The 13453-nt window shown below is 41.1% G+C and carries 12 protein-coding genes; all 12 read left to right on the top strand.

The genetic code is table 11. The features are described from left to right. Positions 1-790 (top strand): phospho-N-acetylmuramoyl-pentapeptide-transferase (mraY, locus tag AB5754_RS09725; protein WP_368259569.1); only part of this gene is annotated, 790 nt, incomplete at its 5' end. 12 nt (positions 791-802) lie between these two features. Then, the gene (gene murD, locus AB5754_RS09720; RefSeq protein WP_368250873.1) at positions 803-2161 is read left to right on the top strand and encodes a UDP-N-acetylmuramoyl-L-alanine--D-glutamate ligase; all 1359 of its coding nucleotides are present in this window, start codon (positions 803-805) and stop codon (positions 2159-2161) included. A 44-nt stretch (positions 2162-2205) separates the two neighbouring features. After that, positions 2206-3312 carry an undecaprenyldiphospho-muramoylpentapeptide beta-N-acetylglucosaminyltransferase gene (murG, locus tag AB5754_RS09715; RefSeq protein ID WP_368250872.1) on the top strand — a complete coding sequence of 369 codons (1107 nt, stop codon included), beginning with the start codon at positions 2206-2208 and terminating at the stop codon, positions 3310-3312. Between the two features lie 24 nt (positions 3313-3336). Next, positions 3337-4401 (top strand): cell division protein FtsQ/DivIB, encoded by a 1065-nt coding sequence (locus AB5754_RS09710; RefSeq protein WP_368250871.1) that lies wholly within the window; start codon positions 3337-3339, stop codon positions 4399-4401. Positions 4402-4550: 149 nt separating this feature from the next. Further along, on the top strand, positions 4551-5873 hold the full coding sequence (gene ftsA, locus AB5754_RS09705) for a cell division protein FtsA (protein WP_311833123.1): 1323 nt from the start codon (positions 4551-4553) through the stop codon (positions 5871-5873). A 23-nt stretch (positions 5874-5896) separates the two neighbouring features. Then, positions 5897-7129 carry a cell division protein FtsZ gene (gene ftsZ, locus AB5754_RS09700; RefSeq protein ID WP_311833124.1) on the top strand — a complete coding sequence of 411 codons (1233 nt, stop codon included), beginning with the start codon at positions 5897-5899 and terminating at the stop codon, positions 7127-7129. Between the two features lie 21 nt (positions 7130-7150). Then, positions 7151-7825, top strand: a complete 675-nt coding sequence (locus AB5754_RS09695) for a YggS family pyridoxal phosphate-dependent enzyme (protein WP_368250870.1) — start codon at positions 7151-7153, stop codon at positions 7823-7825. Between the two features lie 17 nt (positions 7826-7842). After that, positions 7843-8376: a cell division protein SepF gene (locus AB5754_RS09690; RefSeq protein ID WP_368250869.1), complete on the top strand. Its 534-nt coding sequence runs from the start codon at positions 7843-7845 to the stop codon at positions 8374-8376. Positions 8377-8429: 53 nt separating this feature from the next. Beyond that, a complete protein-coding gene (locus AB5754_RS09685; protein ID WP_311833127.1) occupies positions 8430-8675 on the top strand; it encodes a YggT family protein in 246 nt (81 codons plus the stop codon). 21 nt (positions 8676-8696) lie between these two features. After that, positions 8697-9479 (top strand): RNA-binding protein, encoded by a 783-nt coding sequence (locus AB5754_RS09680; RefSeq protein ID WP_311833128.1) that lies wholly within the window; start codon positions 8697-8699, stop codon positions 9477-9479. A gap of 22 nt (positions 9480-9501) precedes the next feature. Next, positions 9502-10248, top strand: a complete 747-nt coding sequence (locus tag AB5754_RS09675; RefSeq protein ID WP_368250867.1) for a DivIVA domain-containing protein — start codon at positions 9502-9504, stop codon at positions 10246-10248. A gap of 271 nt (positions 10249-10519) precedes the next feature. Further along, positions 10520-13318 (top strand): isoleucine--tRNA ligase, encoded by a 2799-nt coding sequence (gene ileS, locus AB5754_RS09670; protein WP_368250866.1) that lies wholly within the window; start codon positions 10520-10522, stop codon positions 13316-13318. Positions 13319-13453: the final 135 nt, after the last annotated feature.

The raw sequence follows: 13453 nt of genomic DNA, 5'->3' as shown, positions 1-13453 counted from the left end.
CTTTTTAGTCGCCACTTTATTAACTGGCATTTGGGTGGCAGCGTGGCAAAAGCAATTGACCACTGGTGTCTTTATTCTTTTGTTTGTTATGGGACTGTATGGTGCTTTAGGTTTTGCTGATGATTTTATTAAAATTTTTAAAAAGCAAAATGAAGGCCTGACTTCCCGACAAAAATTAATTGGCCAAATTGTTGGGGGTATAATCTTCTATGGAGTCTATTTATTGGAAGGCAACAGTAACACCTTAAATTTCTTTGGTGTGGATTTGAACTTGTCTTATTTCTATGGTGCCTTCGTTTTATTTTGGTTAGTGGGTTTTTCTAATGCTACGAACTTAACCGATGGCATTGACGGCTTAATGTCAGGACTGGGGGTTATCTCCTTTGCCACCTATGGCATTATCGCTTTTCATCAGCAACAATTTGACGTATTATTGATTTGTTTAAGTGTGATCGGTGGTCTATTAGGCTTCTTTCCTTATAATCACAAACCTGCAAAAATCTTTATGGGTGATGTAGGTTCACTGGCTTTAGGGGGACTATTAGCAGCCATTTCGATTTTGCTTCACCAGGAGTGGACCTTACTATTAGTTGGTTTGATCTACGTCTTCGAAACAGCCAGTGTCATGCTTCAAGTGACTTCCTTTAAGCTGACGGGGAAACGGTTGTTTAAAATGTCGCCGATTCATCATCATTTTGAAATGAGCGGCTGGGGTGAATGGAAAATCGATATTACTTTCTGGCTAGTGGCCATTGCTGCTGCCGTTGTCACATTGTTAATCGTCTTGTAGGAGCTGAATGAAATGAAACAAATTACAAACTATCAAAACAAAAAAGTTCTTGTGCTTGGATTAGCAAAGAGTGGATTCAGTGCGGCCAAATTATTACATGATTTGGGCGCACTGGTTACCGTTAATGACGGCAAACCCTTTGAAGAAAATCCTGAAGCACAAGATCTTTTGGCTTTAGGGGTTAAAGTTATCACCGGTAGTCACCCAATTGAATTATTAGATGAAGATTTTTCATTAATGGTTAAAAATCCGGGAATTCCCTATGAACAGCCCTTAGTGCAAAAAGCTTTGGCAAAAGGGATTCCGGTAATTACGGAAGTAGAATTGGCCTATGAAATCGCAGAGTGTCCCATTATCGGCATTACCGGGACCAATGGGAAAACGACGACTACAACTATGATTGCAGAAATTTTAAATCGCGGAATGGAAACCGGAGTGGCACGTTTGTCTGGGAATATTGGTTTTCCAGCTAGTTCTGTTGCCCAAGAAGCAAAACCAGAAGATCTTTTGGTGATGGAATTATCCAGTTTCCAATTAATGGGCACTGTTACATTTCATCCCGAAATTGCGGTCATCACCAATCTCTTTTCTGCCCATTTGGATTACCATGGATCAAGAGAAGCCTACGTCAAAGCAAAATGGCATATTCAAGAAAATATGAACTCTTCTGATACGTTGATTGTCAATTGGAAACAAGAAGAATTACGGAATTTGGCAGCAAGCACTAAAGCGCGTGTCTTACCTTTTTCCAGTGAAGAAAAAGTACCAGGAGCCTATCTCTTAGCCGGCAATCTATATTTTAAAGAAGAATTGTTGATGCCAGCAAATAAATTAGGAGTTCCTGGCGTTCACAATGTGGAGAATGCGTTAGCTGCCATTTGTGTAGCAAAAACTCGGGGAATTGCCAATGAGGCCATTGTGGCAGCTTTAAGTAGTTTTACTGGTGTTCCTCATCGCACTCAATTTGTGGCCAAAATCAATGAACGCCTCTTTTACAATGACTCTAAGGCAACCAATATTTTAGCAACGGAAATGGCTTTAGGGGGCTTTGATCCAAGTAAGTTGATTTTACTTGCTGGGGGATTAGATCGGGGAAATTCCTTTGATGATCTCATACCATCCTTAATCGGTTTGAAAGCTGTGGTGCTCTTTGGGGAAACAAAAGAGAAACTAGCCGATGCTGCTAAAAAAGCGGGAATTAAAGAAATTTATTATACCGAAAATGCGGAAACCGCTGTGCCAATTGCTTATGAAATCAGTCAAGCAGGAGATGCTATTTTATTGTCTCCAGCTAATGCTTCTTGGGATCAATATAAAAATTTTGAGATTCGCGGAGAGAAATATATGGCAGCGGTGCGAGCACTGTCTTGATGAGTTTGTTGCAGTAAATAATTTAGTAGAAATGAGCGAGTAATGTGAAAATTTTAGTAACCGGCGGCGGCACAGGAGGACATATTTATCCTGCACTGGCCTATGTGGATTATGTAAAAAAGATTGACCCGACAGCTGAATTTATGTACGTAGGGGCAAAGCGTGGACTTGAAAATAAAATTTTGCCTCCTACAGGCATTCCTTTTGAAACGTTAGAAATTCAAGGATTCAAACGGAGCTTGAATCCTGCGGCCACTAAAGACAACATAAAAACCGTTCGTTTGTTTTTAAAAAGTATTAAACAAGCGAAAAATATCTTGAAAAAATTTGGTCCAGATGTAGTAATTGGTACGGGAGGCTATGCTTCTGGTGCGGTGGTTTATGGGGCTACTAAATTAAAAATTCCTACAATTATTCATGAACAAAACAGCGTACCTGGTGTCACAAATAAGTTTTTAAGCCGTTATGTGGACAAAATCGCCGTGGCTTTTCCTGATGTGGCAGAAAGTTTTCCTAAAGAAAAAACAGCCTTAGTGGGAAATCCCCGAGCAACTTCTGTGGTTGATGTGGTGCCTTCTGGTATTCTAAAAGAATACAATCTTGATCCTAAAATTGCTACAGTCTTGATTTTTGGTGGGAGCCAAGGAGCAATGCGCTTAAACCAAGCAATGTTGGAAGCTTTTCCTTTATTTGCAGGAAAAAATTACCAAGTACTTTATGCTTCCGGTGACCGCTACTACGAAGAAATTCAAGCACAGGGCTTTGACTGGGACCAATTAAAAAACGTCAGTGTGGTCCCTTATATCGATAAGATGGCAGAAGTGATGATTAACTGCCAGTTATTGATTGGTCGGGCGGGAGCTACTTCTATTGCAGAGTTTACTGCATTAGGTTTACCGGCCATTTTGATTCCTAGTCCCCATGTAACCAATGATCAGCAGACTAAAAATGCTCAAAGCTTAGTAAAAGCTGGCGCCGTAAAAATGCTAACAGATGCCGAACTTAGTGGAGCACTGTTAGTAAAAACCATCGATGAAATTATGCAAGACTCCAAGTTAAGACAAAAGATGGCGGAAGCTTCTAAAAAAGAGGGCATTCCTGATGCCAGTCAACGTCTACATGCTTTGGTGACAGAAATTACTAAAAAGTAATACGAGTAACAAAAAAAGGCGGTGATGACCATTACCAAAAAAGAAACACAGTCCTCTGATCCAAGAAATAAAAATCAGGAGGAGGCAGACCAGCAACTGACTCCTTGGCAAAAAGCCAATCTGGAATACACTCAGCAAAGAGGACAAGAAGCTGGGTGGTCACCGAAAGTTATTGAGGGAAACTCAGAAACTGAGCCAGAAAAAGAGCCGAAAACAGACGGTGTCAAGGAAGAAGCATTACCAGAGTTAGGCACACGGCCGGCAGTTGAATTTGAAACGAGCTTTTCTGACCGCTTGCCTAAGGTGAAATACCAGCGGCAAAGTCTATTGTATCGCCGGATGATTACGATTATTTTAATCCTTTTGATTCCCTTAATCGCAGTGATTTATTATGTTTCCCCTTTAGCGAAACTAGCAGGAGTGACCGTTATTGGGAACCAAGCTGTTTCTGCCAAAGAAATTGTAAAGGCAGCTGATTTTGAAATGGATGGGGAAATTTGGCCTCAGTATTTTACCCGAAGCGCTGAATTAAAAAAAATCAAAGAGAGTAACCCGCGAATTGAACAGGTCTCTTTGAAAATTGAGAATCTGAATCATTTTAAAATTCGGGTAAAGGAATATGAAGAAATCGCCGTTTTGGCCCACGACAATACATATTCACCAATTTTAGCCAATGGTTATACGGTGAATGAAACCATGGAAAATCCTACTGAAAAATTACCGATTTTGGAAAATTTCACTGACCAGGCAACGATTATGAAAGTGTTAAGTGCTTACCAAAGTCTATCGGAAGAATTGCAAGAAGCGATTTCCCAAATTAAATACACACCAAAAGACAGTAATCAGGAACTTTTGCTTCTGTATATGAATGATGGCAACCAAGTAATCGTCAATATTTCTAATTTGAAATCTCAAATGAAATATTATGCACAGGTAGCCAAAGAAATGTCAGAAAAAGGAGTTATTGATATGGAAGTGGGCATCTTTTCTCACCCTTACGAAAAGGAAGAAGAGACTAGTTCCACAGGTGAAGAGACAACCACTTCTAGCAGTGCAGAAGGCGAGCTAGCAACACCTGCAGGAGAATAAAAAATGTCAAATATTTTCTATATCGTATTTCTAAAAAGGGTAAATCTGTGTTATCATGGATAACAGTGAACTAATATGCAAATCATATATCGAAAAGGGCGAAAAAGCTGCCTTTTATTTAGATATAACTGTAGGAGGGAATCCCATTCATGGCAAAAACGGGAATGTATGTAGGCCTTGATATCGGTACGACATCTGTCAAAGTGGTCGTCTCCGAATATGTAGAAAACCAAATGAACATCATTGGTGTCGGGAATGCGAAGTCGGAAGGGATCAACCGAGGAATCATCGTCGATATCGAAAAAACAGTCCAAGCAATTCAGCGGGCAGTGCGTCAAGCAGAAGAAAAAGCCGGCATTCAAATCCGCAGTGTCAGTGTGGGTGTACCAGCCAATCTGTTAGAAGTTGAAAACTGCCAAGGCATGATTGCAGTGAATAATGAATCAAAAGAAATCACTGACGAAGACGTACGGAATGTATCATCTGCAGCGCTAGTTCGTTCCGTGCCACCAGAACGTCAAATTGTTACCATTTTACCTCAAGAGTTTACCGTAGACGGTTTTGAAGGAATTAAAGATCCTCGCGGTATGATTGGCGTTCGTTTGGAAATGTTTGGTCTGCTCTTTACGGGACCTAAAACCATTATCCATAACATTCGCAAATGTGTGGAAAAAGCGGGCTTAATCATTAATGAAATGGTGATTACCCCCCTTGCTTTAACGGAAACCATTTTATCTGATGGTGAAAAAGACTTTGGAACGATTGTGATTGACATCGGTGGCGGTCAAACCACCACAGCGGTGATGCATGACAAACAATTGAAGTTTACCCATGTGAATCAAGAAGGCGGAGAATATGTTACCAAAGATATTTCCACAGTTTTGAACACTTCCTTTAATAATGCAGAAGCTTTGAAAATTAACTACGGGGATGCTTATCCTGATCGTACGTCTGCCAGTGAAGAATTTCCGGTAGATGTAATTGGCAAATCTGAACCTGTGAAAATCGATGAACGCTACTTATCAGAAATTATCGAAGCGCGCATGGAGCAAATCTTTGCCAAATCAAAAGAAGTTTTGGATGAAATCGATGCTTTAAGCTTACCAGGTGGCGTTGTTTTAACTGGCGGTGCTGCTAGTATGCCAGGAGTTGTGGATTTAGCCCAAGAAATCTTTGAAACCAATGTGAAATTATACGTGCCCAATCATATGGGATTACGAAATCCTGTCTTTACCAACGTGATTAGTATTGTGGACTACTCTGCTAACTTGAATGAAGTTTATCAATTGGCAAAATCAGCTGTTACAGGTGAAAAACCTGTTCCTCAAACGCGACAAGAATTGCCAGTCGCCCAAGAAATTCACTATGAAGACACGGAAACCATGGAAGAAGAATACGATGAACCAGAAGAACGTACTGGTGAAAGCGTAAAAGACCGAGTGAAAGACTTCTTTTCTAATATTTTTGATTAATCTACCCAGGAGGAATAAACATTATGGAATTTTCAATCGATAATAACATCAATGAAGGCGCCGTGATCAAAGTCATCGGTGTCGGCGGTGGCGGTGGCAATGCCATTAACCGGATGATCGAAGAAAACGTGAAAGGCGTCGAATTTATCGCCGCTAATACAGACGTACAAGCATTAAAAAACTCTAAGGCTGAAACAGTGATTCAATTAGGCCCTAAATATACTCGCGGACTTGGTGCTGGTTCTCAACCAGAAGTTGGCGGAAAAGCCGCAGAAGAAAGTGAAGAAGCAATTCGGGATGCTCTAGAAGGAGCAGACATGATCTTCATCACAGCCGGCATGGGTGGCGGTACTGGTACTGGAGCTGCACCAATCGTAGCAAAAATTGCCAAAGACTTAGGCGCTTTAACAGTCGGCGTGGTTACGCGTCCTTTCACATTTGAAGGACCAAAACGCGGCCGTTTCGCTGCTGAAGGCATTGCCAAATTAAAGGAAAACGTCGATACCTTACTGATTATCTCCAACAACCGTTTGTTGGAAGTCGTTGATAAGAAGACCCCTATGCTAGAAGCTTTCCGTGAAGCGGATAATGTGTTGCGTCAAGGGGTTCAAGGAATTTCTGATTTGATTACTGCACCAGGTTACGTGAACTTGGACTTTGCTGATGTGAAGACCGTTATGGAAAACCAAGGTACTGCTTTAATGGGTATCGGGGTTGCTTCTGGTGAAGAACGTGTAATTGAAGCAACGAAGAAAGCTATTTCTTCTCCATTGTTGGAAACCTCTATTGATGGTGCAGAACAAGTCTTATTAAACATCACTGGTGGCTTAGATATGACCTTGTTTGAAGCCCAAGATGCTTCTGATATTGTAGCCAATGCTGCAACTGGGGATGTAAATATTATCTTAGGTACTTCAATCAATGAAGAACTTGGCGATGAAATTCGCGTAACCGTGATTGCAACCGGGATTGATCCTACAAACAAAGAACCAAAAGGACGCTCTCGTCAAAGTCAAATCCACAGTGTTCCTCAAAAACCAGTTTTAGATATGGACCAAGCAAAACCAGCTACTGAAGAAGACAATGGTTTTGGTGATTGGGATATTCGTAAAGATCAACCAGTTCGTCAAAAAATTGATGATGCTCAATTCGATACGATTGAAAAAAAAGACTTCGAAACTTTTAACCGTGACGAAGTGAAATCAAATGATGATGATGAATTAAGCACACCACCATTCTTCCGTCGCAAACGATAAGAAAAATTGGAGGCAGAGCACATGATTTCTGAAAACTTGCGGGAGGTCCGACAAGAGATACAGAAGTCATGTGCTCTTGTTGCACGCCCAGAAACTAGCGTTACTTTAATCGGAGTTAGTAAAAATGCGACGGTTGAAGAGACACGGACGTTGGTAAATGCCGGAGTAACTCATCTTGGGGAAAATCGAGCTGATAAGTTTTTATTAAAAAAACAAGCATTAGCCGATATTCCTGAGATTACTTGGCATTTTATTGGTAATTTGCAACGGAGAAAGGTAAAATCGATAGTGGACGAGATTGACTATTTACACTCATTGGAAAGCTTATCCGTGGCCGAAGAGATTCAAAAGAGGGCCCAAAAAGAGTTGAAATGTTTTGTAGAAGTCAACGTTTCTGGCGAAAGTTCCAAACAAGGTCTTCCAGTTGTTGAAGTAGTGCCTTTTGTTACTGCTCTGTCTGGTTATGATAAAATAAAAGTAGTTGGTTTAATGACGATGGCGCCAATGGCATCGTCAGTTAAAGAGCAGCACCAAAACTTTTGTCAATTGGAAAATCTTAGAGCTGAAATTCAGAAATTAGCCCTACCCCAAGCGCCGTGTAACGAGTTAAGCATGGGTATGAGCAATGATTATCCTGTGGCCATTGAAGAAGGCGCCACTTTTATTCGTGTGGGAACGGCATTGTTCAAGGAGTAATTAAGGAGGAAACCAAAATGAATATCTTTAGCAGAGCTGCTGATTTTTTTGGCCTTTCAGAAACTGGTGACCTAGAGTATGAAATAGAAGCACCTGTGGTACAGCGTGTCGAACAACCGGTGGTCCAATCAGCACCAAAGAAGAAAGTAAAAATCAGTGAATCACAACAAAGCTTGTCAAAAGCAACACCCGTACAAGAAGAAAAGGTCGTTTCCATTCATCAAAATCCACGACCTACGCAACAAAAGAAAGCCATGCCTCGCACTAAAGGTGAGCCAGTGGTGAAAATTTCAATCCTAGAGCCACGGAATTACAACGAGATTCAAAGCATTGCTAAACGCTTGTTGAATAACGAAGCGGTTTTGATTAACTTCCATAAAGTGGAAGAAGACCAAGCACGTCGTATTGTGGACTTTTTGACTGGGACAGTCTATGCCCAAGATGGTGATATTACTCGGGTAGGAGACGAAATCTTTCTTTGCACGCCAAAAGAAGTAGCCGTGGAAGGTGTACAGGCACTATATGGTGAGCAAATGGCCTTTGAGGTCTAACAAAGGAGGAGTTAGCAATTATCTTTCGACTATTGAATTTATTTATTAGGGCTGTGGATTTATATTCCATGATCTTAGTAATTTATGCCTTATTATCTTGGATGCCTGGGGGCTATGAATCTGGGATTGGGCGACTGATGGCCAAAATTTGTGAACCATTTTTGAATCTGTTTCGCAAATTGCCGCTATCTTTTGGTCCAGTGGATTTCAGTATTATGATTGCCGTTTTGGCTTTGAATTTCGGCGGTCGGATTATTTATCAAGTATTATGGAATCTGGCTATTCGGTTATTGTATTAAATTGGGGAGGGGGAAGTGATTATGAATGCAAATGTCTATCAGCATTTTCGTCCAGAAGAACGTCCCTTTATTGATAGTGTCACGGATTGGATGGAGCAAGTTCAAATGCAGTACGCACCTTACTTAACTGATTTTCTTGATCCGCGGCAAGCTTACATCATGGAGACTTTAATTCGTCAAGAGACGGATTTGAAGTTTCGCTTTAATGGGGGTTATGAGGCAGCAGAGCGAGTGCGGTGTTTGATTTATCCCGATTATTATGAACCTACTGCAGCAGAATTTGATATTGAATTATTTGAAATTCATTATCCCATGAAGTTTGCTACTTTGGGCCATGGTCGTATTTTAGGTACTTTGGTTAACAGTGGGGTCAAACGGGAGTATTTCGGTGACATCATCAGTGATGGGCAGCGTTGGCAAATTTTTGTAGCCAAAGAAGTGGCTAGCTTCATAAAATTACAAGTGGAAAAAATGGGGAATATCACAGTTCGTTTGGAAGAACGAAACTATACGGATATTCTTACACCAATTGATGCTTGGACTATAGAAAAGATGACAGTGAGCTCACTGCGGCTAGATACGGTTATCTCTAGTGTCTATAATATTTCCCGGCAACGCTCAAAACAATTGATTGAATCTGGCAAGATTAAAGTAAATTGGACAGAGGAAACTCGACCAGACTTTTTGCTGGATTTATTGGATATTGTCTCGATTCGTGGCTTTGGTCGCATTCAACTCCAAGGACTAGAAGGCCAGACGAAAAAAGAAAAGATTCGTTTGGTGTTAGGGGTACTACGTAAATAAACTAACAAAGGCGGTAACAACTATGGCATTAACACCATTAGACATTAACAATAAAAGCTTCTCTACTAAAATGAGAGGGTACAACCAAGATGAAGTGGACGATTTCATGGATTTGGTAGGTCGTGATTACGAAGCAGCAGTTACCAAAAACCGGGAATTGGAAAAAGCATTAAAACATGCGGAAGAAAAATTGGAATACTTCAATGAGTTGAAAGACGCATTGAATCAATCCATTATCGTGGCTCAAGATACTGCGGATAAAGTAAAAACTTCTGCTTCAAAAGAATCAGAAGTGATGATTACTTCTGCCCAAAACAAATCAGACGACTTGATTTCTACAGCTGAAAAACGGGCTAGTGAATTAACAGCAGCGGCTGAAGCGAAGGCTAAAGAAATCTTAAACGACGCTACGGTGAACGCTCGTCAATTGGCTACAGAAACCAATGACTTGAAGACGAAGACCCGGGTTTTCCACCAAAATCTATCTTTAATGTTGCAATCTCAATTGGAAATGGTGAAAAGTCCAGAGTGGGATGAAATTTTGAAGCCATTTAACAGCTATGTCCAAGACGGTCATGAAGTTTTCAAAGAGCTTGTGGCAAAAGACCTTGACAATGAAGCGGAACCTGAAGTAAACTCGGAAGCAGAAACTAGCTCAGTTGAAGTGGTGGAAGCGACTGAGAAAGTTGTAGATTTAAAAGATGAGCAACCAGCTGAAGTAAAAGATTTAGAAGATGCCAAGAAACTTTTGGATAAAATCGACAAATAAGAAAGTAAAACAGAAAAGTCAAAGTCACCTTGTTAGCGAGCCGGTAGTTGGTGAGAGTCCGGTCAAGCTCTGTCTTTGAAAAGATCCTTTACTGCTCTTTGCAAATGAAGCGTTTAGTGGGTAGTTTGCAGCGGGTGACGCCGTTACACGTCACACAAGGAGGTTTTAACCTCGAACTTGGGTGGTACCACGACACGATCGTCCCTTTTAGGGAGTTCGTGTCTTTTTGTTTGCTATCAGATATTTTGGTTTTGAGAAAGGAAGAAAATAGATGAAGATGAAAGAAACCCTACATCTTGGTAAAACAGCTTTTCCTATGCGGGGAAATTTGCCTACAAGAGAAGCGCAGTGGCAAAAAGAATGGGAGGAAGCCGATCTTTATGGTCAACGCCAAAAATTAAATGAAGGCAAGCCTTCCTTTATCCTTCACGATGGACCTCCCTATGCTAACGGGAATATCCATTTGGGCCATGCTTTAAATAAAATCTCCAAAGATATTATCGTACGTTCCAAATCCATGTCCGGTTTTCGGGCACCTTATGTTCCTGGCTGGGATACGCATGGACTGCCAATTGAACAAGTTTTAGCCAATAAAGGGGTAAAACGCAAAGAAATGTCTATGGCAGAATACCGGGAAAAATGTAAAGAGTATGCTTTAAGCCAAGTGGACATGCAACGTAACGACTTTAAACGTCTGGGAGTTGCCGGGGATTGGGAACATCCTTATGTCACGTTAGATGCCTCTTATGAAGCAGCAGAAATTCGCGTCTTCGGTAAAATGGCGGAAAAAGGCTATATTTACAAAGGATTAAAACCAATTTATTGGTCACCATCTTCTGAATCTTCTCTAGCAGAAGCTGAAATTGAATACAAAGATGTGAAATCACCTTCCATCTATGTAGCCTTTAAAGTAGTAGAAGGCAATGACTTATTGGATCAAGATACTTCATTGATCATTTGGACCACCACACCATGGACCATTCCAGCAAACTTAGGGATTTCCGTAAATCCAAGTTTTGTCTATGTGCAAATTGAAGCTGATGGCAAAAAATATGTCGTGGCCAAAGATTTATTGGACACTGTAAAAGAAGCGATTGGCTGGGCTGATGTAGTAGTTCTAAAAGAATTCCCTGGTACAGCGATGGAAAATATGACCGCTAAACATCCGTTTTATGATCGAACTTCTCTAGTAATGGTTGGCGATCACGTGACTTTGGAGGCCGGTACAGGACTAGTGCACACGGCTCCAGGACATGGGGAAGATGACTATATCATCGGGAAAAAATATGGTTTAGATATTTTATCTCCCGTGGATGCTCGAGGTGTCTTCACTGAAGAAGCGCCTGGCTTTGAAGGGATTTTCTATGATAAGGCCAACCCAATGGTCACTGATTTATTGAAAGAAAAAGGGGCACTGTTGAAGTTAGACTTCTTCACCCATAGCTATCCTCATGACTGGCGGACGAAAAAACCGGTTATTTACCGGGCAACACCACAATGGTTTGCCTCCATTGATAAATTCCGCCAAGACGTACTAGAGGAAGTGGAAAAAGTAGATTGGGTAATTCCTTGGGGGAAAACTCGTCTATACAATATGATCCGTGATCGAGGCGACTGGGTAATTTCTCGTCAACGGGCTTGGGGTGTCCCATTGCCGATTTTCTATGCGGAAAACGGAGAGGCTATTTTAACGCCAGAAACCATTGAACATGTGGCTAAACTCTTTGAAGAACACGGTTCAAATATTTGGTTTGAAAAAGAAGCCAAGGACTTATTGCCAAAAGGATTTACACATCCAGGTTCACCAAATGGAGAATTCACCAAAGAAAAAGATATTATGGATGTTTGGTTTGATTCCGGTTCTTCCCATGAAGCGGTGTTGCGCAACCGTCCTGACTTGCACTTCCCAGCTGACTTGTACTTAGAAGGCTCTGATCAATATCGTGGTTGGTTTAACTCTTCAATCACTACAAGTGTTGCTATTAACGGAGTAGCACCTTATAAAGCAGTCTTGTCCCAAGGTTTTACATTGGATGGAGAAGGCCGTAAGATGAGTAAGTCTCTAGGCAATACCATTTCACCAGACAAAGTCATCAAACAAATGGGGGCAGATATTTTGCGTCTGTGGGTGACCAGTGTGGATACAGAATCTGATGTACGAGTTTCCATGGAAAACTTGAATCAAGTTTCTGAAGTGTACCGTAAAATCCGTAACACCATGCGCTTTTTATTGGCCAATACCACAGATTTTGACCCAGCAAAAGATACGGTGGCTTACGAAGACTTGCGCTCAGTGGACAAATACATGGTGGTACGCTTAAATGAAACCATCAAAACCATTCGTGACAAAGGGTACGACAAATATGATTTTGTGACAATTTACAAAACCGTCATGAATTTCATTACGGTAGAATTGTCTTCCTTCTATTTGGACTTTGCCAAAGATGTGGTCTACATCGAAGCTACTGATGCACCGGCTCGTCGTAGCATGCAAACCGTCTTTTATCAAACGGCGGTGGCATTGACTAAGTTGTTGACGCCAATCTTGCCTCATACAGCAGAAGAAATCTGGAGCTATCTGAAAGAAGAAGAGGAATACGTGCAATTGGCGGAATTCCCAGCTTATGAAGAGCATCCAAATCAAGGTGAACTGTTAGATACTTGGTCTGCTTTTATGGACTTTAGAGATAATGTCTTAAAAGCTTTAGAAGCTGCCCGAAATGAAAAATTAATTGGACGTTCTTTAGAAGCACAATTGACCATTTATCCTAATGAACAAGTCGCTACGTTGTTAAAAGCCGTGGATAGCGATTTGGCACAATTGTTGATCGTCTCTCCTGATTACTTGACGGTTCAACCTGCTGGCACTAAAGCTCCTGAAGCTGCCATGGTCTTTGAAGATGTGGCCTTGTTAGTAGAAAAAGCGCCTGGCGAAGTCTGCGAACGTTGCCGCCAAGTCAAAAAAGATGTGGGTAGCGATGAGAAATTACCAAGCTTGTGTGCAAGCTGTAGCGAAATCGTGGAAGAAAATTTCCCTGAAGCTGTGGCAGAAGGATTTGAAACAAAATAATTTATAATAAATTGCCTTGTTGTGAACTTTCCGTTTGCAACAAGGTTTTTTTGGATCCATGACTGTAGCAGCAATAAAGCGAACCCGTTTATCAACAAAAAAGTCCATATCGGAACGAAAGAGAAAAATTAACAT

Origin of the sequence: Enterococcus sp. 2201sp1_2201st1_C11_2201SCRN_220225, assembly GCF_040925905.1 — a bacterium.
Taxonomy (GTDB): Bacteria; Bacillota; Bacilli; order Lactobacillales; family Enterococcaceae; genus Enterococcus_C; species Enterococcus_C asini_A.
This window is presented reverse-complemented; position numbering and strand designations above follow the sequence as displayed.